20 protein-coding genes are annotated in these 23,220 nt (G+C 36.6%); 14 read left to right on the top strand and 6 right to left on the bottom strand.

All coding sequences use genetic code 11. The features are described from left to right. Positions 1-28 precede the first annotated feature (28 nt). The 9 genes from ACFIMA_RS04095 (at position 29) to ACFIMA_RS04055 (ending at position 6,466) form a co-directional block, all read left to right on the top strand. On the top strand, positions 29-622 hold the full coding sequence (locus ACFIMA_RS04095) for a nicotinate-nucleotide adenylyltransferase (RefSeq protein ID WP_375613273.1): 594 nt from the start codon (positions 29-31) through the stop codon (positions 620-622). Between the two features lie 111 nt (positions 623-733). Next, positions 734-1,120, top strand: coding sequence for a ribosome silencing factor (rsfS, locus tag ACFIMA_RS04090; RefSeq protein WP_375610572.1), 387 nt, complete (start codon positions 734-736; stop codon positions 1,118-1,120). Between the two features lies 1 nt (position 1,121). Next, positions 1,122-1,604: a 23S rRNA (pseudouridine(1915)-N(3))-methyltransferase RlmH gene (gene rlmH / locus ACFIMA_RS04085; protein WP_375632265.1), complete on the top strand. Its 483-nt coding sequence runs from the start codon at positions 1,122-1,124 to the stop codon at positions 1,602-1,604. A gap of 133 nt (positions 1,605-1,737) precedes the next feature. Next, positions 1,738-2,982 (top strand): murein hydrolase activator EnvC family protein, encoded by a 1,245-nt coding sequence (locus tag ACFIMA_RS04080; protein WP_375693124.1) that lies wholly within the window; start codon positions 1,738-1,740, stop codon positions 2,980-2,982. After that, positions 2,972-4,282: a S41 family peptidase gene (locus ACFIMA_RS04075; protein WP_273790634.1), complete on the top strand. Its 1,311-nt coding sequence runs from the start codon at positions 2,972-2,974 to the stop codon at positions 4,280-4,282. Before ACFIMA_RS04080 ends, ACFIMA_RS04075 begins: the two co-directional genes overlap by 11 nt. Before the next feature lie 39 nt (positions 4,283-4,321). Next, positions 4,322-4,849, top strand: a complete 528-nt coding sequence (locus ACFIMA_RS04070; RefSeq protein ID WP_375611860.1) for an RNA pyrophosphohydrolase — start codon at positions 4,322-4,324, stop codon at positions 4,847-4,849. Between the two features lie 99 nt (positions 4,850-4,948). Then, on the top strand, positions 4,949-5,509 hold the full coding sequence (locus ACFIMA_RS04065) for an invasion associated locus B family protein (protein WP_273790632.1): 561 nt from the start codon (positions 4,949-4,951) through the stop codon (positions 5,507-5,509). Between the two features lie 326 nt (positions 5,510-5,835). Beyond that, positions 5,836-6,129: a YggT family protein gene (locus tag ACFIMA_RS04060; protein ID WP_375652491.1), complete on the top strand. Its 294-nt coding sequence runs from the start codon at positions 5,836-5,838 to the stop codon at positions 6,127-6,129. Positions 6,130-6,151: 22 nt separating this feature from the next. Continuing rightward, positions 6,152-6,466, top strand: a complete 315-nt coding sequence (locus ACFIMA_RS04055) for a DUF167 domain-containing protein (RefSeq protein ID WP_375632266.1) — start codon at positions 6,152-6,154, stop codon at positions 6,464-6,466. Positions 6,467-6,517: 51 nt separating this feature from the next. Here the strand turns inward: ACFIMA_RS04055 and ppa are convergent, their stop codons facing one another. The 3 genes from ppa to mgtE form a co-directional block, all read right to left on the bottom strand. Further along, complete coding sequence (ppa, locus tag ACFIMA_RS04050; protein WP_375632267.1) at positions 6,518-7,048, bottom strand: inorganic diphosphatase; 531 nt, start codon at positions 7,046-7,048, stop codon at positions 6,518-6,520. A 79-nt stretch (positions 7,049-7,127) separates the two neighbouring features. Continuing rightward, positions 7,128-8,954, bottom strand: coding sequence for a translational GTPase TypA (gene typA / locus ACFIMA_RS04045; RefSeq protein WP_330168603.1), 1,827 nt, complete (start codon positions 8,952-8,954; stop codon positions 7,128-7,130). A gap of 1,260 nt (positions 8,955-10,214) precedes the next feature. Further along, positions 10,215-11,591: a magnesium transporter gene (mgtE, locus tag ACFIMA_RS04040; protein ID WP_375606748.1), complete on the bottom strand. Its 1,377-nt coding sequence runs from the start codon at positions 11,589-11,591 to the stop codon at positions 10,215-10,217. A 548-nt stretch (positions 11,592-12,139) separates the two neighbouring features. On the opposite strand from mgtE, the gene ACFIMA_RS04035 reads away from it, so the two are divergent. Beyond that, on the top strand, positions 12,140-14,164 hold the full coding sequence (locus ACFIMA_RS04035) for a M3 family metallopeptidase (RefSeq protein ID WP_375693117.1): 2,025 nt from the start codon (positions 12,140-12,142) through the stop codon (positions 14,162-14,164). A gap of 162 nt (positions 14,165-14,326) precedes the next feature. Here ACFIMA_RS04035 and ACFIMA_RS04030 read toward each other — a convergent pair whose 3' ends face one another. Next, on the bottom strand, positions 14,327-15,403 hold the full coding sequence (locus tag ACFIMA_RS04030) for an SGNH family hydrolase (RefSeq protein WP_375652493.1): 1,077 nt from the start codon (positions 15,401-15,403) through the stop codon (positions 14,327-14,329). A gap of 14 nt (positions 15,404-15,417) precedes the next feature. After that, a complete protein-coding gene (locus ACFIMA_RS04025) occupies positions 15,418-16,674 on the bottom strand; it encodes a lytic murein transglycosylase (RefSeq protein ID WP_375652494.1) in 1,257 nt (418 codons plus the stop codon). Between the two features lie 265 nt (positions 16,675-16,939). Between ACFIMA_RS04025 and ACFIMA_RS04020 the strand changes: the two genes are divergently transcribed. Together ACFIMA_RS04020 and ACFIMA_RS04015 are read left to right on the top strand one after the other, a co-directional pair. Then, complete coding sequence (locus ACFIMA_RS04020; RefSeq protein WP_375613281.1) at positions 16,940-17,830, top strand: UTP--glucose-1-phosphate uridylyltransferase; 891 nt, start codon at positions 16,940-16,942, stop codon at positions 17,828-17,830. A gap of 39 nt (positions 17,831-17,869) precedes the next feature. Further along, a complete protein-coding gene (locus ACFIMA_RS04015) occupies positions 17,870-18,862 on the top strand; it encodes an SIS domain-containing protein (protein WP_375652495.1) in 993 nt (330 codons plus the stop codon). A gap of 278 nt (positions 18,863-19,140) precedes the next feature. Here the strand turns inward: ACFIMA_RS04015 and ACFIMA_RS04010 are convergent, their stop codons facing one another. Then, complete coding sequence (locus ACFIMA_RS04010) at positions 19,141-19,500, bottom strand: hypothetical protein (RefSeq protein ID WP_375652496.1); 360 nt, start codon at positions 19,498-19,500, stop codon at positions 19,141-19,143. A 253-nt stretch (positions 19,501-19,753) separates the two neighbouring features. On the opposite strand from ACFIMA_RS04010, the gene ACFIMA_RS04005 reads away from it, so the two are divergent. Together ACFIMA_RS04005 and ACFIMA_RS04000 are read left to right on the top strand one after the other, a co-directional pair. Further along, on the top strand, positions 19,754-21,139 hold the full coding sequence (locus tag ACFIMA_RS04005; protein WP_375611848.1) for a sigma-54-dependent transcriptional regulator: 1,386 nt from the start codon (positions 19,754-19,756) through the stop codon (positions 21,137-21,139). 403 nt (positions 21,140-21,542) lie between these two features. Next, the gene (locus ACFIMA_RS04000) at positions 21,543-23,114 is read left to right on the top strand and encodes a phospholipase D family protein (protein WP_375632273.1); all 1,572 of its coding nucleotides are present in this window, start codon (positions 21,543-21,545) and stop codon (positions 23,112-23,114) included. The last annotated feature ends 106 nt before the right edge of the window (positions 23,115-23,220 follow it).

Genomic DNA, 23,220 nt, shown 5'->3' with positions numbered 1-23,220 from the left:
AACACCATTTTTTCCATGGAAAAATTGTATGCCACATGTTGAAAGATCTAATGTTGTGGGTCTTTTTGGTGGTTCCTTTAATCCACCGCATGCGGGGCATCTTCTTGTTGCAAAAATTGCCATTCGGCGTTTGCATCTTGATCAGTTATGGTGGATGATCACTCCAGGAAATCCTTTGAAGGATTGTACACAGTTGCTCTCTTTAGAGGAGAGAATGCAATTAAGTTTTAAACTTATTGACCATCCAAAAATTCGCTTAACAGGTTTTGAACAGGCTATAGGGAGCAAAGTATCAGTAGATACGATTTTTCATATTCTTACCCATTACAGTGGCGTAAATTTTGTATGGATTATGGGGGCAGATAGTTTTGCGACGATACATCATTGGTATCGATGGCATGATATCGTCTCTATGCTTCCTATTGCGATTATTGATCGTCCTTTAGGCAATCGGTCAGCACTTTCCTCTCCTATGGCACATATTTATCGCCGTTTTCGTTTGGATGAGAGAAAAAGTAAGCGATTACCTTTTATCAAGCCACCAGTTTGGACTTATTTGCATGGACCTTTATCTTTTCAATCTTCAACAAACCTTCGTTTGAAGAAGAATGATTTTTCTTGAACATTTCATAAGATTCTGCTTCTCTTTAGAGAAGTCTCTTTTTTAGATTCCACAACGATAAGAAAGGATATTGATCTGAAAAACGTTGCACACAAACACTCTTACGATATTATGCCTTCAAAAGAAAAAAAAGTTTTTTCTGTTAGTGAGAGTCTTGAAGTTATTCTCAAGAGTTTAGAAGATACAAAAGCAGAAGATATTGTTGCTATTGATATTCGAGGGAAGTCATCTTTGGCTGATTATATGGTCATAGCTTCAGCAAATTCGCAGCGTCATGTATCGTCTGTTGCTGATCATTTATTACATACTTGGAAAGATAGTGGGCAGGGGCTTGCGCGTGTAGAAGGGCTTGCTGGAGGTGACTGGGTATTGATTGATACAGGTGATATTATCATTCATCTTTTTCGTCCAGAAATTCGTCTTTTTTATAATTTAGAAAAAATATGGATGACGCCGGATTTAAACGATACGGCTTTGCTTCTCTTCGGAGATCATTAAAATGCAAATTTCTATTTTTGCGGTTGGTCGTATGAAAAGTGGGGCGGAGCAAAAATTAGTTCAGCATTATTTGGATCGTTTTTCTAAAATTTCTGGAGATATAGGCTTTCATTTAAAAAAGTTACAAGAGATACCAGAAAGTCGTGCTCAAACAGTTTATCAACGTATGGAGGAAGAGGGGAGAAAACTTATTGAATTTTTACCTGAAAAATGTCGATTAATTGTGTTAGATGAGCGTGGAGAATCGATTTCGTCAATTTCTTTTTCTGAAAAATTGAGGCGTTATCGTGATGAGGGCATTCGAGATGTCGTCATTGCTTTGGGAGGACCTGATGGGCATAATGAACAAATAAGGAAGCGTGCTGATTTTCTTTTATCTTTTGGTTTGATGACGTGGCCACATCAAATTGCACGCATTCTTCTTACAGAACAACTTTACCGCGCTGTAACAATTGAAAATAATCATCCGTATCATCGTTTTTAATATTTTTGTTCAATTTTTAGCACTTATTTATATGTTTATTAATATTGTTTTAGCTGACACCATTTAAAGCATCTCTAATGTATACGATGAGGTGTCATGGTTTTTGCAAATGAAAAAGCTTCTTCATAGAAAGATGCTATATTTATATGAGGAGTGCGTCATATTTGTCATTCTGCTCTTGAGTATATTTTTTTGCTTTTCTGTATCGCATGCGGAAGATACAATGAGGAGTACGGAAGTCCATAAAGAATTAGGAGAAATTCGCCAAAATATTTCACTTTCGCGTGAGCGTGTTGCTTTTCTTATGCATCAAGTTGAGCATTTAAAAAAAGATCAACGTGTTTTGAGTGATGCACTCATAAAGGCGGCTAAAGAAGAACGTATAGTAGCAGATGATATTGCTAAAAGGGAAGAAAAGCTTAAAAAAATGATAGAAAAGCGGGTACAAGTCTATCAAAGTTTAAAAAATCGTCGTGCTGAATTTGCGGAAGTTCTTGCAATTTTGGAGCGTATGGGATTGAATCCGCCTCCTGCTCTTATGATACAGCCAGAGGACGCGTTGGCTTCTATACGTAGTTCTGTTTTATTAGGTACCGTTATTCCTCAGATGCAAGAGAAAACACGAGATTTAACAGAAAAACTCAAGGAGTTGACCAATTTGAGTAATTCCATTACTACGGAATATAAGGCATTAAAGACAAAGCTGCAAAATCAAGCAGAGCAGCGAAAACGTCTAGAGCTTTTATTAGACCAAAAAAACAAACTACAAAAAAAATCAGAAAAAGAACTTACAGAACAGCAACAAAAAAATATTGCTCTTGCTAAAAAAGCGCAGTCTTTAGAAGAATTGATTTTAGAGCTCGACCGTCAGTCAAAACTTAGCTCTGATGCATCAGTACAGGTACGGAAAAGTTTGCAATTGTTAGAACAGTCCAATTTTGAAAGCCGAAAAGGTTTTTTACTTTTTCCTGTTTCAGGAAAAAGAATACATCACTCTAACAAAAGTTCGCAGATTACGCGCTTTGGTGAAACGATAGAAACAGAGTCAGGAGCTGTTGTTATATCACCTGTGGATGCTTTTGTTGCTTTTGCTGGGCCATTTCGTTCTTACGGACATTTAATCATTCTCAATGTTGGAAATGGTTATCATATCATTCTTACTGGAATGTCGAGAATTAATGTAAAACAGGGGCAGTTTGTTCTTTCAGGTGAGCCTCTGGGTATAATGGAAATGCAATTTATTTCAAATAGTGTTGCATTGGATATAGGAAAAACTTCTCCAATGCTTTACATTGAGTTTAGAAAGCAGGGAAAACCTGTAAATCCAACTCCTTGGTGGCAGACTGAAAAAATAAGAAGGAGCCAAAATGATTCGTAAAGTTATTCTTTTGGTCGCTGGGGTATTGCTCGGCGCCTGTTCAATGATTATGGTGCAGTCTGTTGCTGCGAATAATGAAGATAATGCATATAAAAAGCTAGCTATATTTGGCGATGTTTTTGAGCGTGTGCGTATGCAATACGTTACAGTTCCAGATGATAAAAAGCTTATTGAAAATGCTATCAATGGCATGCTCACATCACTGGACCCTCATTCATCTTATTTGAATGCTGAAGAAGCCAAGGATATGCGGGATTCTACGAAAGGAGAGTTCGGAGGTCTTGGTATTGAGGTCACTATGGAAAAAAACTTAATTAAAGTTGTTTCACCAATGGATGATACTCCCGCTTCAAAAGCAGGTATTCTAGCAGGAGACCTTATTTCAAAAATTGATGATGTACAAACGAATGGTCAAACATTGAATGAAGCTGTTAATAAGATGCGAGGTGCTCCTGGAACACCAATTACCTTAACAATTATTCGTTCTGGCGTTGATAAGCCATTTGAAGTGAAGATTGTTCGTGATATTATCAAAGTAAAAGCGGTGAAATATCGGGTTGAAGGTGATATTGGATATTTAAGAGTTATCCAGTTTTCTGAACAGACATTAAATAATCTTCTAGCGGCAATTAAAGATATCCAATCTAAAATTCCTGAAGATAAGCTAAAAGGTTATGTCCTTGATTTGCGGCTTAATCCGGGTGGGCTTTTAGATCAAGCTGTTAATGTTTCGAGTGCTTTTCTCAATAAAGGTGAAATTGTGTCGACTCGTGGGCGCAAAAAGAGTGATGTGACAAGATTTGATGCGAAGCCAGGGGATGTCATCAATGGAAAACCGCTCATTGTTCTTATTAATGGTGGTTCAGCAAGTGCTTCTGAAATTGTTGCGGGTGCATTGCAAGATCATCGTCGTGCAACAATTTTAGGGACGCAGTCTTTTGGTAAAGGATCTGTTCAAACAATTATTCCTTTGGGTGAAAATGGGGCTTTACGCTTAACAACAGCACTTTATTACACGCCATCAGGCACTTCTATTCAAGGAACAGGGATCACACCTGATATTATTGTAGAGCAACCACTCCCTGAAAAATATAAAGGTTATGATGTAAAAGTTGGTGAGTCTGCATTAAAAGGACATATCAAAGGAAAACGAGAGAGTAATAAAGGATCTGGTTCAGCTGCTTTTGTTCCCAAAGACCCTAAAGATGATATTCAATTGAATGAGGCTTATAAACTGTTACGAGGTGAAATGGCAAATGCAGCATTTCCACCAGATCCCAATAAGGATGTGTTAAAGTGAGAATTGATATCTATAGCTTGCGATTTTGAGGAATATTAAATGGATGCAGATATTAATTTGAAGATTCTTCCATATCGCAAATGTGTTGGGATTGTTGTCTTTAATCATGAGGGGAAAGTGTGGGTTGGGCGTCGTTTAATGATGCCCATTCATGCAGATGCAGATATTGACATATCTCATCGTTGGCAGCTTCCTCAAGGAGGGATTGATGAAGATGAAAAACCATTAGATGCGGCATATCGTGAACTTTATGAAGAAACGGGTATTCGATCTGTAAAGTTGATTAAAGAAGCACAAAATTGGTTCCATTATGATTTTCCACAAGAACTTATTGGGTGCACATTAACAAATAAATATCGTGGGCAAATACAAAAATGGTTTGCTTTCCAGTTTACAGGAAAGCTTTCTGAAATTGCGATTAATCCGCCACCAGATGGCAATAAAGCGGAATTCGATCAATGGAAATGGATTGATCTAGAAACCCTTCCGTTGATTGCTGTTTCTTTTAAAAAGCACGTTTATACGAAAGTTGTCAGCGAATTTCGAGGTAGCCTTAGACCATTATAAAAGCTATATGATTATGAGAAAGCTTTTTTTATTAAGATGCTTTATATTATAATAAATAATAAACATGTTTATCTTTTATGTAAAGAACAGGAATATAAAATGAAAAAGTTATTTAATTTACTTATAGTTTTTACTCTCTTGAGTATTTCATCTGTTGCATTTGCAACAAGTTCAAAGCCTCCTGCATCAAAAGATGCGGCAGCGACATTGCCAAATGGAGCTTCTTCTTTGACTGAAACCTACGGTTTGTGGACTATTAACTGTGGTATACAAGAAGGGAAAAGAATTTGTTTTATGCACCGTCAAGAAGTAAATGAGCAGGGGCGTGTTGTTGTGGCTATGGGCCTTACTCTCGATGCTGAGGGTGTTGTATCTGGTAATTTAACAGTTCCTTTTGGCATTTTGGTTTCTAAACCTGTTCGTTTACAAGTTGATGAGGGAAAAGCTGTTATCGAAACCGGTATCCGGACTTGTGTACCAGCAGGTTGTGTGGTTCCTGTTGTTTTTGACAAAAATCACGTAGCAGCTTTACGTTCTGGAAAACAGTTAAAGTTGGCGATGACAATTGCTGCTGCAGGTGAACCAGCTTTGAATGATTTATTTGTTCAGCTAGATGGTTTTAGCAGTGCTCTTAATCGTTTGACTGCTTTGCAGAAATAATTTTAAAACTAAAAGCGGCCTTTAAAAGGCCGTTTTTAGTTTGTTTGTTTTTTATAATTAATAATTAAAACGATGAGATTTAAGATTAATCCTATAAGGGATATTCAGATTTTTTGCCGTTTCTTCTATTTTATGTGCTATTTTTAATTTTGATATTTGTTTTCTAACTGCATCGTCATTAAATAGAGAGATGAAGAATTTAGATGCTTGGTTTTTATTCAAGAAAAAAGAGTATTGAAATATAAAACCATTTTTTGATACACAGACCTGCTTTAATGAAGGTTTTCTATACGCTCTTCTGTTTCCTTGATTGAAAGGGATGACGCATGATTTATGCATTGCTTCGAACGATTGATTTGATTTTTGAGATTTATATCGATATTTTAATCGCTAGTGTCATTTTTTCTTGGCTTTATGTCTTTAATATCATAAATTCGCGCAATCGCTTTGTTGTTTTGATAGGAAGCTTTCTATATCGTCTTACAAATCCCGTTCTAAGCCGTATCCGGCAAATTTTACCAAATTTGGGAACGATTGATATTTCACCTATTGTAGTGTTCATTATTATTTATTTTATTCGTACTTTTATGTGGCGCGTTTACGCAAACATGTATGTATAGAAATATTACTTGAGGCGAATACATGTTTTATCAAGTTGATGAAAATAACTTGATTTTGTTTGTATATCTCATTCCCAAATCATCTGTTGACAAAATAATAGGGGTTGAATGTAGGGATGGTGAAAAACAATATCTGGTTATACGCCTTCGTGCTGTTCCTGAAGATGGAAAAGCGAATAAAGCTCTCATTAAATTTCTTGCGAAGCAGTGGAGAATCCCATCTTCTTCTATTTCTCTGAAAAACGGTGCAATATCTCGCTACAAACAACTTTACTTTTCAACACATTTAGAAGAGCTAAAGCAGATATGGCAATCCTTTAGAGATTACATCTCGTAGAAAAAATAAATAACAAAGCCTATTTTTTATAGGCTTTATTTTATTAAATCGTTATATTTTGTTATTGCGCTCAACAGCTTGCTTAATTAATTCATGAGCAAAGTTTTTATCACGCCATCCTTCAATTTTAGCCCATTTTCCAGGTTCCAGATCTTTGTAATGCTTGAAGAAATGTTCAATTTGTTTGAGTGTAATCTCGGGCAGGTCTGTATAGTCATGAATATTGATATAGCGTTTTGTTAATTTTGTAGTGGGAATGGCAATAATTTTTTCATCTTTACCACCATCATCTTCCATCATTAGAGCTCCGATGGGGCGAACATTGATAACACAACCAGGCATAAGTGGACGGGTATTACAGATAAGGACATCAATAGGATCACCATCATCTGAAAGCGTATGAGGGACAAAACCGTAATTTCCAGGATAAACCATTGATGTATGAAGAAAACGGTCAACAAATAATGCACCAGACTTTTTATCCATCTCATATTTTACTGGCTGCCCACCAAGGGAGACTTCCACAATAACGTTAATATCTTCTGGTGGATTTTTGCCTACGGGTATTTCCTTAATATTCATAGAGACATCCTTTCTGGAATATAGTGAGGCTCAATACAATTAAATATTTTATAAATATTTTACCAAAGAGATTATGAAATTAACTTGAAATTGATGCACGTGTTTTTTCAAAACGTTTACGTTCATTAGGATCAAGATAGAGTTTGCGGAGACGAATATTTTTAGGGGTTACCTCCACAAGCTCATCATCTTGTATCCACGATAAGGCGCGTTCTAATGTCATTTTAATTGGAGGCGTTAGCTTTACGGCCTCATCTTTTCCGGAAGCGCGCATATTGGTGAGTTTTTTCCCTTTTAACACATTAACTTCTAAGTCATTATCTCGTGAGTGGATGCCAATAATCATACCTTGATAGACTTTAACACCCGCATCGATGATCATAGGTCCACGATCTTCAAGATTAAAAAGAGCATAAGCGACAGATTCACCGTTATCATTTGAAATCATAACACCATTAACACGACCAGCAATGTCTCCTTTATAAGGTTCATAAGCATGGAAAAGGCGATTCATAATTGCTGTACCACGTGTGTCCGTTAAAAGTTCAGATTGATAACCAATGAGTCCTCGGGTTGGTGCATAAAAGACAAGGCGGACACGATTACCTCCAGAAGGACGTAATTCCACCATTTCGCCTTTACGTTCAGACATTTTTTGTACAACAGTACCGGAATATTCTTCATCAACATCGATAACAACTTCTTCGATTGGCTCAAGAGTTATTCCATTTTCATCTTTTTGCATAACAACACGTGGACGTGAAACACTAAGCTCAAATCCTTCACGGCGCATATTTTCAATAAGAACTGCAAGCTGTAATTCTCCTCGTCCTGAAACGTAGAAAGAATCTTTATCGGCTGATTCTTCAATTTTAAGAGCAACATTGCCTTCTGCTTCTTTTAACAATCGGTCACGAATGACACGACTAGTTACTTTATCGCCTTCAGTTCCAGCAAGGGGACTATCGTTGACGAGAAAACTCATAGTAACAGTAGGAGGATCAATTGGTTGGGCAGTAAGGGGTTCATTGACAGTAGGGTCACAGAAAGTATCAGCAACGGTACCTTTTTGTAGACCTGCAATCGCAACAATATCACCAGCACTTCCTTCTTCAATAGGTTGCCGTTCTAAGCCACGAAACGCTAAAATTTTTGAAATACGCCCAGTTTCTAAAAGTTTTCCATCTTGTCCAAGAACCTTGACATTTTGATTGGGTTTTAAAGAGCCAGAATGAATCCGTCCTGTAATAATTCGTCCCAAAAACGGATCCGCTTCAAGAATAGTTCCAATCATGCGAAACGGTCCTTCTGCTACACTAGGAGAAGGGACATGCTGCGTCACAAGATCAAATAAAGGACCTAAACCCTGATCTTTTGGTCCTTCAGGGGCTTCAGCCATCCATCCATCGCGTCCAGATCCATAAAGAATAGGAAAATCAAGCTGTTCATCGGTTGCATCAAGAGCAGCGAAAAGGTCAAAAACCTCATTGATGACTTCATCAACGCGTGCATCCGGTCGGTCAATTTTATTAATAGCAACAATAGGGCGCAATCCTACTTTCAATGCTTTGCCAACGACAAATTTTGTTTGTGGCATTGGTCCTTCAGCAGCATCAACAAGTACAATGGCTCCATCAACCATATTGAGGATGCGTTCAACTTCTCCACCAAAGTCAGCGTGTCCTGGTGTATCAACAATATTAATTCGAGTATCTTTCCAAACAACAGATGTCACTTTCGCTAGGATTGTAATTCCGCGTTCTTTCTCAATATCGTTTGAATCCATCATACGTTCGCTTGTACGCTGATTATCACGGAAGTTTCCTGATTGCTTGAGAAGCCCGTCTACAAGCGTTGTTTTCCCATGGTCAACGTGGGCAATGATGGCAATGTTACGCAATTGCATAAATTTTCTTCTTTTCGTTTAATGAAATTTCATTTGAGGCAAAGTCTTTACATTCTTTGCCTGACTATTAGAAAACCTTTTACATGTTTTTTTATAATTTTGGAAGATGGAGGCAATATTTTTATGGCAAAACTATTTATCCAAGTCTTTAAGGCTCTATTGAGCTTCAATTTCTGAAGCTTCGTAAAAGGATTTTTATAGTGCGTATGTTCTATTCTCGAGCTAAGAATTATTCAAAAAATCACCGTCAACTTGATTTCTATCAATATGACACAAGGAATTTATATGAGCTCTTGTAAGAGTAAGTATAAAGCTAGCTGTATTATTGTTGTTGTTTTGCAAAGAGATTGATAAAAATCCGGAATATCTCTCAATCCATAGCCAATTTATTGACAATTTTACAATATTTTTATTCTAAATAAAGCTTTTTCTTATTCTATAACTTGTCAATCAAAATCCAGATCTAATGCAACCGTGTATTTGAGGCAAATATTGAGATGATTAAGAATTTTATAAGAAGCTCTAGCTTTTGTATGCCAGATTGGGCAAGAGTTATATCTGTTTGATTTATTTATGAACTCGGCATACAGTCTTATTTAGAAAGAATATGAAGGCATCCAAAGAAAATTCCCATCTTTGCTGTTAATCCAATTTATAATTTCAAAAGCATCTAAAGTAATATCTTTTAAACCATGGAGATAGTGCATTGCCTTACTTTTGTTAATTACACTCTCTAATAGGAGTATGCTTTTCATGCCAAACAGAACACTTTAAACAGCATATACTTTTTGTTGCATATTCATGTACTTAAGAGAGATTGCTTAACGTACCTACATCCATTCCATGATAGGGCTCATAAATGATATAATATACGCGAATAGTATACTATTAACGCCTTTGTGAAGAAATATAAAGCCTGTTGAGTATCATCATTATTATTCTTTCTCAGCTGTCAATATTGCGCCAGTTTTTGATACGAGAGAGAGAGGATATAAGAAGTATTTTATTTTTTCTTGAATAGTTTTTAGCCATACACCGATCTCGTTTGTGTCTGGCAAGAAGATGACTTTAATCGATTTAATATGAGAAGCTTTATGATGAGGTAAGATTACGTTATTCGGAGCTGTTATTCAAAAAAATAATAAATTATCTATAGAGCGGTGCGCTAGAAAATAAATAATAAAGCTTATTCTCTTATGGAAAGAATCTTAGGTTACATGACAAGATTTTTCCATAAGTAAGAGTTTTTACTTTACATGTTTAAAGAAGAGTTCCTGACAAAATGAGAGAAGCTACAGAAAAATAGATTATAATGCCCATGACATCTACTAAAGTTGCCACAAAAGGAGCAGAAGCACTTGCTGGATCAAATTTTAAACCTTTAAGAATAAAAGGCAACATAGATCCAGAAAGAGAACCAAAGGTAACGATTCCAACTAAAGCTGTACCCACTGTTGTCGAAATAGCAATCCAATGTTGGCCATAGTCGTAGATACCTAGTTTTTGCCAAAGAGCAATGCGCGTAACACCAATAATTCCTAGTAAGAGACCAAGGGATAGTCCTGTTGGAATTTCACGAATGATCACTTTCCACCAGTCTTTCAACGTGAGTTCACGTAAAGCCAATGCACGGATAATAAGGGATGTAGCCTGTGAGCCGGAATTTCCTCCTGAGCTCATAATGAGAGGTATGAACAGTGTAAGAATAATCGCTTTTTCGAGTTCTGTTTCGAAATGTTGCATAGCGCTTGCTGTCAGCATTTCACCGATAAAGAGTAAAGCGAGCCAGCCTCCGCGTTTTTTCATCATTTCAGGAAACTTAATTTGCATATAGGGCTTATTAAGTGCTTCCATACCCCCAAATTTATAGGCATCTTCATTCATTTCATCGACCATAGTATCAAGCACGTCATCAACGGTTACAATGCCAATGACATGGTTACTTTCATCAACTACAGGCACAGAGAGAAGATCATGGCGCTGGAAAAGGCGTGCGATATCTTCATGATGTGTGAAAGGTGATATTGTAATGGGCGAGTCATGGGTAGGGACATTAAGAATTTGTTCATCAGGTGAGGCAAGAATAAGGTTACGCAGGGAAACAGCTTTGAGAAGAGTACCTGTTTTGGGGTCAATTACATAGCTGGTATAAACTGTTTCACGTGTTCGCTCGACCTCACGAATGTGATCCAAAGTTTTTTGTATGGTCCAGTTTGAAGGAACGGCTATAAACTCTGTTGTCATCAGTGCTCCTGCTGTATGATCAGGATAACTGGTGAGTTTTTTAAGTTCAGCGCGCGTTAAGGGGTTAAGCAAGGCATAAAGTCGTGTGCGGGTTTCCTTATCCATTTCTTGAAAGACGTCTGCAGCAGCATCGGCAGACATGCCATCAAGAATTTCAACAGCACGATTTATAGGGAGAAGTTCTAGGATGGCAGCAGGTTGCTCAAGCTCTGGTTTATCAAAAAGTTCGATAACATAATCAAGAGGCAGAAGACTAAGAATAGTTACACGTTCCATGATATCGAGGTCATTGATGATATCAATAGAGTCTGCAAAATGCTGGTTCTTTAACTTTTCAGCGAGAGCTTCAGGAGAAAAATTTTTGAAGTCGAAGGCCGTTTTGATTTCAGTCATGATAAAGTACCTCCTGAAGAGTTGGAGAGTTGTAAATCTAGATAATAGATGAGATAAAAACAAAAGTTTATGGAAGATTTAAAAAAACTCCCCAGCTATATTCCCAATTGTTAATATTTGAAGTAAAGTCAAGGGTAAATTATAAGTTATAAACAAGTTTCTGAATCACTAAAACGAGAATACAGCTTAATTTGAGGATAATATAAAAACGTAAATGTAAAAATCAGTTCTGATTTTACCATCATTTCTTTAATGTAGTTTGCGATTTTCAAAAGAATCTAAAGCAATATTTTATAAAGAGTGGAGATTATGCTTTTCTCCAAGTGTTTTTGTTAATATGCAATTCTATTGTGATGTGCGAGCGAATAATCTTTATTGCTTCAATATAATATGGTTTGAATGAAAGAACTTTACGATTTTCAGGTTTTTTATTCAATAGGGTTTTGAAAGGTAGTTTTGAAACTCACGAAATAGTTTTAGTATGTTATCAATTTGTGTCGTAAAGATAATTGTTACAGTTTAAATTTATAATGGAGACATAAAGTATTATGACAAAAGCAGCAGTGCTGGACTGGAAGGGATTTTTAGGTCTTCCTGATTTTTCTTCTATAAGTGACGAAGATTTTAAACCCGCTTTTGAACAGGCACTTCAAGAAGCAGAAGAAGAACTAGAGGCAATTGCGATGGTGCAAGAACCACCAACGCTTGAGAATTTTTTGCAGCCTTTTGAGCTTTGCGGCAAAGCGCTTGATCGTGTCTGTTCAATATTTTTCTTACGCACCAGTGCTCATACGAATGTATTAATTCAACAGCTAGAGCAAGAGTTCGTTGTAAAACTTTCTCGTTATTCTTCAAAAATGATGATGGATGCGCGGATATTTGCGAAAATAGATATGCTTTATAAACAGTCGCAGTTGGGCACATTTGAGAGTGAAACAACACGTGTTCTTGAATTATGGTGGAAAAAGTTTGTTTGTCATGGGGCAAAACTCGATGAAAAAGCTAAGAAACGGCTTTTGGAAATTAATGAAAGACTTGCTTTTTTAAATGCTACTTTTGGACAAAATGTCTTAAATGATGAAGCTGAATGGATTCTGTTTTTAAAACAAACAGACTTATCTGGTTTACCGCAAGATCTCATTGCTTCAATGAAGGAAATTGCGTGTGAAAGAGGCAATGAAAAAGCGTATGCATTAACACTAGCACGTTCGATTGTTGAACCTTTTTTAAAATTCTCTGATCGTCGTGATTTGCGTGAGGTTGCATTCCAAGCTTGGGCTAAACGTGGTGAAAATAATAACAAGAATGATAATAAAACAATTATTGTAGAGATTGTTGCGCTTCGAGATGAGCAGGCTAAATTATTGGGATATAAATCTTTCGCAGATTTGAAGCTCGATAATACTATGGCTAAAAGTGTTGATTCCGTTATGGATTTGCTTATGCCTGTATGGAAGCGCGCAAGAGCGAAAGCTTCTACTGAGCAAATTGACTTACAAAATTTTGCCAACAATCAGGGCAGCAATGAATCTTTAGCTGCTTGGGATTGGCGTTATTATGCTGAAAAGCTTCGCACTGAAAAACTTTCTTTCGATAGCGCTGAGATTAAATATTATTTTCAGCTTGATCTTATGATTAAAGCGGCTTTTGGGGTAGCCGAAAAACTCTTTAGCATTACATTTGAAGAAAAAAACGCTGTTACACTTTGGCATCCTGATGCACGTTTGTGGGAAGTAAAAAAGTCTGATGGAAGTCTACTTGGGCATTTTATTGGTGATTATTTTGCACGTTCTTCAAAACGCTCCGGTGCGTGGATGAGTAGTTTGCAATCACAACATAAATTGGATGGCGGACAAAAGCCTATTATCTACAATGTTTGTAATTTTGCTAAACCACCTAAAGGGGAAGTTGCTCTTTTATCACTTGATGATGCACGTACGCTTTTCCACGAATTTGGACATGCATTGCATGGTTTGCTTTCTGATGTCACATGGCCATCTGTGTCGGGAACATCTGTTTCACGTGATTTTGTTGAGCTACCTTCTCAACTTTACGAACATTGGTTAACAGTACCAGAGATATTAAAATCTTATGCTATACATACAAAAACAGGCCATCCTATGCCACAAGAGTTGATAGATAAAGTCTTAGTAGCACAGACATTTAATGCAGGATTTTCTGCCGTTGAATTTATCTCATCAGCTTTAGTGGATATGGCTTTTCATCAAGGCGAAATAGTCACTGATCCAACAGTGTTTGAACGCCAAGAATTAGAAAAGTTGCAAATGCCTGATACAATTATTATGCGTCATCGTCCCCCACATTTTATGCACGTGTTTGCGGGGGATGGTTATGCATCTGGTTACTATTCTTATATGTGGTCGGAAGTCCTTGATGCTGATGCTTTTCAAGCTTTTGAAGAAACGGGAGATGTTTTTAATTCAGAGCTTGCTGATAAGTTGAAACGTTTTATTTACTCCGCTGGAGGAAGTCGTGATCCAGAGGAGCTTTATAAAGCTTTTCGGGGACGAATGCCTTTACCAGAGGCAATGATTAACAAACGTGGACTATAAGATATAACGGTATGGTTAACACCATGCCGTTTTCATATTATTCGAAAGGTACAGTTGCGATTTATGCAAATTTTCTCTTCATTATAGCTCTGTAAACAGAGTTTTTTATCTTATTCGCTTTTTGTTTATAGAGGAAAATAGATTTTGTATTTTAAATAGACATTATGGAAAAGAAAAATTATCAGCTCGATCTTTTTGATGCCCATTTGGTGGAAACCATGATTTTTTTATAAAACTTGACTTTCTTTTGCCTAAAAGGTGAGTGTTTTTTTGTGCCATATCATCGAGGCTCATTGGAGGCTGACGCATAATTTTACTCCGCTCTTGATTCTCTGATTCTTGTATAAGTTTTTGAATAACTTGATCGGTTGAGTAAGAATTTTCATGAGAAAAGGCATAAAAATTTGAAATATTTTTCAATGTTTTTTCTAAATAAGAGGCAAGTTTTTTCTTTCCTTCAGGGGTGAAATGCATGCCATTATTGGTGCGTAATTTGGTTATTTTTCCATTAATATCATAGCCTGAAAAAGAAAAATTTCCTTCTTCATCACTAAAGCCGCTCCAGATATCGAGAAAATACCCTCCTGCTGTTTCTGTTTCTTGTTTATAGAGCGCATTAAAAATTTTCATTTTTTGTGTCAAAAGGTCATTTCCAAAAGAAGGTTGACCTATCCATATCCATGATTTTCCAGAGGCGTGAAGACTTTCAGTAATTTCGATAATTCTTTGTTTGTAGATGCGTATCCATTCTGACTGATCTGTGTTAATCATGTTATGAGAGTCTGTGATGGGTTGATTATCATTTGCACCGATCATCATGATAATAACATCGGGGCTATTTTGATCAATGAGTTTAGAAATATTGCTTTGCCAAGAATAATAATCCGTTCGAACTAAGCCGGAAGCTGGCATTGTGTTGTTCATGATAACGATATCGCTATTATTTATAAAAAATTTCTTAAGTGCATCAGCAACAGCAGAAGCTGCAAAATCCCCTATGACAAGAATGCGCTTTGCATTCTCATTTTTTAGCTTTTGTATGTTTTTTTGTGTTACGATCTTTTTTTGCGGCTTGTCTATTTTTTGTTCTATAATTTGCGGTGGCTGCTGTGTCTGTTTGTTTTGTTGTGACAACCATTTGAAGAAGTTCGTTGCTTTACTTGGGGATGGCTGTAAGATCCCCACAATAGAAAGTGAAAACAGCAATAATGTCAAGTATATCAGGCGAGAAAGAGACAAAACCTTATTCTCCATTATTGTTTGCGAAGGAGAAAAAGCACTTGAGATGATGGATATCCATTTGCTTTTAGACCGTGACGCAGTTGAAAAGCTTTAATTGCTTCGCGAGAGGCTGTTCCGATTTTTCCATCAACATTCCCTTTATAATAGCCCAGTGTCTTTAAGCGCGATTGCAGTTCTTTACATTCTTGGAAAGTAATAGATTGAAAAGGTCTTTGCCAATTATGCACCAATCTAGGATGTCCAGCAATGCGATCAGCAAGAAGGCCAACAGCAAACGCATAACGATCTGCATTATTATAATGTTTCAGAACAAAGAAATTTTTTGTGACTAAAAATATAGGTCCTTTTGCTCCATCTGGATATTTTAATGTTGCTTGTTCAGCTGATGTAGGAAGAGGGTGCCCATTTGCGTGTTTTACACCTAATTTTTTCCATTGTTCAAAGGAATACCAGCCTTCAGGAAGGGTTTTCCTCTGCGGCACTTTTACCTCTACTCCCCAAATAAGATTAGGTTGCCAGCCATTTTTGTGGAGAAGGTTAGCAGCAGTAGCCAGAGCATCTGGAACAGAGTTCCAGATATCACGCCGTCCATCTTGGTCCATATCAACTGCATAGGCGAGATAACTGCTTGGAATAAATTGTGTATGCCCCAATGCACCGGCCCAAGATCCAGTGAGTTGAGAGCGTTTAATTTCGCCACTTTGTAGAATTTTCATAGCAGCAATCAGCTGTGTATATGCATATTTTGCACGTTTTTTATCAGCATAGGCTAAAGTTGCAAGAGAGCGAATGGTATCACGCATTACACTTTTATTAGCTAAAACCTTCCCATAGTTGCTTTCCATTGACCAAATAGCAAGCAGAATATTGCGATCAACACCAAAACGTTTTTCAATTTGAAGAAGCCATTTGTTCCATTTTTGAGTTTGGCGTCGTCCTTCCTCAATTGCAATATCATGGACACGATTATCGAAATAGTTCCATGAAGGAGCAACAAATTCCGGTTGGTATGCGGCGCTTTTTAGAACTTCTGGATCAATGGCATTAACACCTTTAAACGCCATATGAAACGTAGAGGGGGTAATATTGTGAGCAATAGCTATTTTTTTAAATTCTTTAATCCAGTGTTTAAATCCGCTATCAGCATATGAAAGGGGTGCAAAAAACATTAAAAAAGCAGAAAAAATAACGGCAGATCCAGTGAGAAGAGTTCTCCAAGCTATTGACTTCTCTAAAAAAGAGAAAGTCTTCAATTCTGTTTTTTGCATTTTGAAATCCCCATTAATATTCAATTCATTAGATGTGCAATAACTTTATTTTGTATTTAGTTTAATCGATAATATGATCAAGAAGAGGAAAAAACTGAAATAAATAATACGTTTTAATCCCTTCAATAAATTCTCAGACTCTTTTTACATTTTTATTGCTCATTATAATGATAATCAAAACAATAAGATATCTTTTTTACCATTTCGTAAAAACATATGATAAATAAAACAAAAAAGTTATATGAATTCATTGAGGAGGGTGAGTGTGCGTAAAATCCGGAAAGCAGTATTCCCAGTAGCAGGTCTTGGTACGCGTTTTCTTCCTGCGACAAAAACGATTCCTAAAGAAATGCTAACAGTTGTTGATAAACCTGTTATTCAATATGTTATGGATGAGGCGAGGGAAGCTGGTATTGAGCATTTTATTTTTGTAACTGGACGTAACAAAGCCGTTATTGAGGATTATTTTGATGAGCAAGTTGAATTATATACGACACTTGCTGAATGTGGAAAGAAAGAAGATCTTGCACATTTATACCGTTTACAGCCATTACCAGGGTCAACTTCTTTCACTCGGCAACAACAACCTTTGGGATTAGGGCATGCTCTTTGGTGTGCACGTGAATTAGTTGCAGGGGAACCTTTTGCTTTGTTATTACCGGATATGTTGATACAAGCGAAAAAGGGCTGTCTTTCTGAAATGATGAGCCTTTATGAAAAGGTGGGTGGGGGAAATATTATAGCAGTTCAGGAATGCGATCCTAGAGAAACACATAAATATGGTATTGTTGGGAAAGGCAAACAGATTGCAAATGGTTTTGAAATCACAAAAATGGTAGAGAAACCAGCACAAGGTACGGCACCATCAAATTTGTACATCAATGGACGTTATATTTTGCAGCCAGAAATTTTTAATATTCTTTCCACTCAAGAACGGGGAACAGGAAATGAAATTCAATTAACAGATGCTATGATACGGCTTTCAAATGAGCAAGATTTTTGGGGTTTGCAAGTAAAAGGGCGCACTTTTGATTGCGGTTCTAAAGCTGGTTTTATTGAAGCCAACGTTGCATTTTCTTTGGCACGCGCTGATATGCACAGCCACGTTTCTGCTTCATTGAAAAATTTACTAGAAACCATTAATGTCGAAAAGTGATATAGATCTCTCGCTTAATTTTATTGATCGAATTTGATTATGACAATACCGTCTCCTCATATGGCTTTGCAAGGTGCAGTAGCATCAGCGCTTAAAACACTTGCTAGTGAAAAGCAGGGGCTTGAAGCTCTTGAAAAAGCTCTTCTGGAAAGTCTTTCTTCTTCTTTTGAAGCGGCTGTTCAAACTATTAGAAATGCTCGTGGACATGTGGTTATTACTGGTCTTGGAAAAAGTGGTCATATAGGGACAAAAATTGCAGCAACCTTAGCCTCAACTGGAACACCTGCCTTTTTTGTTCACGCTGCAGAAGCCAATCATGGTGATCTTGGTATGATTGGCTCTGATGACGTTATTCTTGCTTTATCATGGTCTGGTGAAACTCAAGAGTTAAGTGGTATTATAAGTTATGCTGCGCGTTTTCGTATCCCCCTTATTGCGATGACATCAAGTAAGCACTCTGTGTTAGGACGACAAGCTGATATTGTACTATTATTACCAAAGATAGAAGAGGCTTGCCCCCATGGTTTAGCGCCTACAACTTCAACAATTATGCAATTGGCAATGGGAGATGCATTAGCGGTTTCTCTTTTAGAAATGCGTGGTTTTACCGCAACGGATTTCAAAATATATCATCCTGGTGGTTCCCTTGGTGCAAGCCTTAAATACGTGTGTGATATTATGCATGAGGGTGATAATATTCCTTTGGTTATGCAGGGAACAGCTATGACTGAAGCGATGAATGTTTTGGTGGAAAAACATTTTGGTTGTGTTGGTGTTGTGAATCAAGAAGGTGAACTAATCGGAATTGTAACTGATGGCGATCTTGCACGTAACATTCATTTTAATTTATCAAAATTTAATGTTGACGAGGTGATGACCAAAGCTCCTAAAGTTGTAAAGCCAAATACACTTGTTGGTGCAGCAACAGCTTTTATTAATGATCATCAGATTGGTGCATTTTTTGTGGTTGAAGATAAAAAACCGATAGGAATTGTTCATTTTCATGATCTTTTGCGCATTGGCGCTGCTTAGATTAAGCTTCCCTATCAAATAAAATGTTATTTTAGGTTGAAATAGATTGAATGATACAAAGTTACAATTTTATTGTGAGGTGGCTTTACTGATATTTTGTGGAAGAAAATAATTATTTTACGCATTTCATAATGTTTAGAAAATTTTCAGGGTAAAGATTATACTAGCCTCTTTGCGTATTTTAGAGAGGATTTTCTATCAGGAGGAGAAAGGATATCGCCTCCTGCTTAATGTGTGTGCTCCCTCTGTTCTTAAGAGAGGTTTCCCTTGTACTTTGTTTAAGATTTCCGCTTAAGGAAAAACTGTGCTCCTGTATGTGAGGTGCAGAGAAGTTGTGTGGCGTCATATGACATTGTACAATTGACTCTAGAAATTGTTCCACGGAGAATAGAGCGTATTTCAATTTCTATATTTTGGGCATTGAGATAATTATATGCTCCTTCTGATAGTTTTTCTTTTGTATCTGCTGCATGCGTTTCAAAAACACCATTGTGGAAAGAAGAAATAATACCATTCTCATCAACCCATTTTCCATCAATTCCAGTTGGCATATTTGAGTTATAATATCGCGAAAAGTTACAGGCACTTAACAGCAAGGCGGTAATTGTAAGACATAAAATATGATAGGTATGTTTCATTTATTGCACTCTATTTAGATTATTTTGCTCTCTAGTTTCTATAACATTATTAAATTACCCCATGAGTCAATATGAAAAATTTGATAAAAATCAATGAAAAAGCAAAAAAATGGAAAAAAATGCCTTAATGTTGTATTTAATTGACAGCTTGATGAAGTTCGTAAGTGAAACACAAGAGGTAAAATATTTCTTATGGTTTACAACAATTTTTATATTAAGCTGCTAAGTAGTCTCAAAGGAGATTATTAACATTATGGTTGGTCCCATTCTTGTTGCGAGTGAAGATTATGGAAGACGTATAGAACTTTCTTCTATGCTGCGAGGTTTTGGTTATCGTGTCATTGAAGCAGAAAATGGTCTCCGTACGATTGATCTTTTACACAGGCGTAAAAACATTGTGCTTGCACTCCTTGATGTCGTTATGAGTGATTTGAGTGTGAGCGATTTGATTAAAATGATTAGAGTTGCTGGTGTTTCTGTTCCTATTGTCGTTATAGCACAACAAGAGAATCAGCATTTACTCCAGAAAGCTTTAACAGCTGGAGCTATTGATTATTGGATCCATCCAGTAACATTATTACGCGTAAGAGTTACGTTGGATATCCTTGCTCTTATTTCTGCCTTGGAGCATGAGGTTCGAGATATTCGGCGAAAAAAAGAGAATCATTTACGGTTTTCTGATCTTTGCGTAAAAAGTAGAGCTATGCAGATAGTGTTAGAACAATCGAGACAAGCAGCAACTTCTTTACAGAATCTTTTGATAGAGGGGGAAGCTGGAACAGGACGTGAGACATTAGCTCGGATTATTCATCATGAGGGATTATTTTCGGAGGGTGTTTTTGTTCGCTTTCAATGTTCAGCCATCGTTGATCCAGAAGAAGAAAATCAGCAGTGGTTTAAAGAATTCCTACCATTGGTTTCTTCTCTTGAAAAAGGGACACTTTGCCTTTGTGATATTGATCGACTTGAGCCCATACAGCAAAAACGGTTTGCTCATTACCTTAAAGAAAGGGAAAGGGATACAAAAGGAGATTTTTTTCCTTTTCGGATCATCGCTATTTCAACATCGCGTTTAAAGGACTTGGTTAATGAGAACTTTTTTTTGCATAGTTTGTTTGAACAATTTTCTCACTTGTCTATTAGCGTTCCTGCTTTACGAGAATTAAGGGATGATTTTCCAGAAATCACACAACGTTTGATTGATCGCATTATCACAGAAACAGGGCGATCACATGTCCATGGTTTAGCAGGCTCTGCTCTTTCCTTGCTTATGCAGTATGATTGGCCTGGCAATAGAAATGAGCTTGAAACCTTTTTATTTCGTGCGATTTTACTCAGTGAAGGACCGTTATTAACTGTTCGAGACTTTCCGCAATTAATGGGAAATTCATTAATGAATGTTCCCAATATCATTGAGGGTAATATGCAAGAAGATAATGAGCAAGAATCGATAAAATTTTTGAATACTGATGGGCATGTACGTACTTTTGCAGAAATGGAGCATGATATTATAGAGAAAGCGATTAAACATTATAAAGGACATATGAGTGAGATTGCGCGTCGCCTTCATATTGGTCGCTCTACACTTTATAGAAAAATGGAAGAATTGAGAGCAATAAGAAATCAAGAACGAAAATAAAATTCATAACAAATTTCTCTTCATGACAAGCATGCGTTTCAAAAAATAGAGTGAATTTTGATAAAGTCCGTGGGGGAAAGCTGAAGAAAACAATCATTTATTATAAAATTTATCTATAGAGGATGATTTTGTTGATTTAAATCAAATATAAATTTTATGTGACTATTTTAATCGTTTGTTTCAATTTATACAATTTTAGTTAAGTTTACATTTATTAAAACAGAGAAGCATTTTTAAAAACTTTTAAATACTACCGCTAAAATTTTTGTATCATCAATATTAAATTTATACTCTCTTAAGCAAGAAGTGGCATTTTACCTGCTATACGATTAAGATAAAGTGATTAGTGTTATTGTTTGCATTACTGATGATGTGATAGTTTAAAATAGAAAGTTTGCCCTCTTTGACTCTTTTACAGATTGTTATTGGTTTTGTCCTCTTTTTTTTTATTGCATCTATGTTGGCAATCTACACCTATGGGCGTTTTGTGAAAAATGCTAGGGGGCAATGTTCTTATGCGTTACCTCTTCAGAAAGATGAAACTAAGCTTGATCGTATCGTCAGTCAATTAGCTGAGAAAGAAAATGGATTGGGGATTGATAAAGATGCCCTTTCTCTCATTATCAGCAATTTGGATGCGTTTTGTGTTCGTGCAATAGGAGCTGCAGAGGCTGGGCGTAGCCTTGATCTGATGTATTATATTTGGGATGATGATTTAACGGGGCGCCTATTATTAAGTGAAATAGTTGAGGCAGCTGATCGAGGGGTTCGGGTACGGCTTCTTTTGGATGATATTAATGCTCAGGCACGTGATCCAGCTTATATTGCGCTAGATAAACATCCTCACATTGAGGTGAGAATGTTTAATCCAGGGCGATCGCGTAAAGGTGGTTTACGCCGTGGTTTAGAAATTATATTACGGGCAATTACTGTAACACGTAGAATGCATAATAAAGCTTTTATTGTTGATGGCAGGGTCGCTTTTGTAGGAGGACGTAATCTTGCAGATTCTTATTTTGATGCTGGTAAAGAATCCCATTTTCGAGATTTAGATTTGATGTTAATCGGTCCTTCTGTTAAAAAGGTAGAAAGTATCTTTGATGATTTTTGGAATAGTGCTGTTGTTTTGCCAATTCATACTTTGGTTGTTCCTAAAAGCGCAAGTGATCTTAGCTATTGGAAAGATAAATTACGAAAGTTTCGTGATTCCAAAGTTGCAAAAGTTTATTTAGATTATGTCAAAGAGCACATTAACTTTAATTGTTTTATCCAAACAGGAAAGCGGTTATTTTTAGCAGACAAAGTTGTTGTTCTTTCTGACCCTCCAGAAAAAGCATTGCGTAAAAAAGCAAGTAATTGGCTTATGAAGGCACTTTCAAAGGTTATTGGAAATGCCCAAAAAACGGTTCAGATTACGTCACCTTATTTTGTTCCTGGTAAGGTTGGCACGCAGAATTTTAGTAATTTGGTTTCAAAGGGTGTTGATGTCAAAATTCTGACAAATTCTTTAGCAGCTACTGATGTAGCATTAGTGCATGGTGGTTATGTACCTTATCGTAAGGCATTGTTGAAAAGTGGTGTTAATCTTTATGAATTAAAAGCGGAAGGCAATACTCATGGGTTACGATTGTTTCGATCGAGTAAGGCAAGTTTACATGCCAAAGCTTTTTTAATTGATCGTAAAACAGCTTTTATTGGATCTTTAAATTTTGATCCAAGATCAGCATCATTAAATACAGAAATGGGCATTCTTTTTGAATGTGCTCCCATTACAGCAAGATTAGATTTGTTGTTTTCTGAAGAAACCACAGGGGAAATGAGCTATCATCTGCGTCTTGGTGATAATAATCGTATTTATTGGGATTTTATTGAAAATGAAAAAAAATATAGCATTGACTATGAGCCAGAAAGCAATTTTTGGCGTCGCGCATTTGCAAAAATAATAAGTTGGTTACCTATTGAATCACAATTGTAAATTTTTATAAACCACACTTAAAAAAAATATTTATTTTTCTTTTCATTTTGTTTGTAGCATGGCATAATTTTTTGCCAATCTACCATGTATGAGAACCGCAGTTGTA

Origin of the sequence: Bartonella sp. AP88HLJMH, assembly GCF_042195605.1 — a bacterium.
GTDB lineage: Bacteria > Pseudomonadota > Alphaproteobacteria > Rhizobiales > Rhizobiaceae > Bartonella.
The sequence above is the reverse complement of the archived record's forward strand: the minus strand, read 5'-3'. Positions and strand labels throughout refer to the sequence as shown.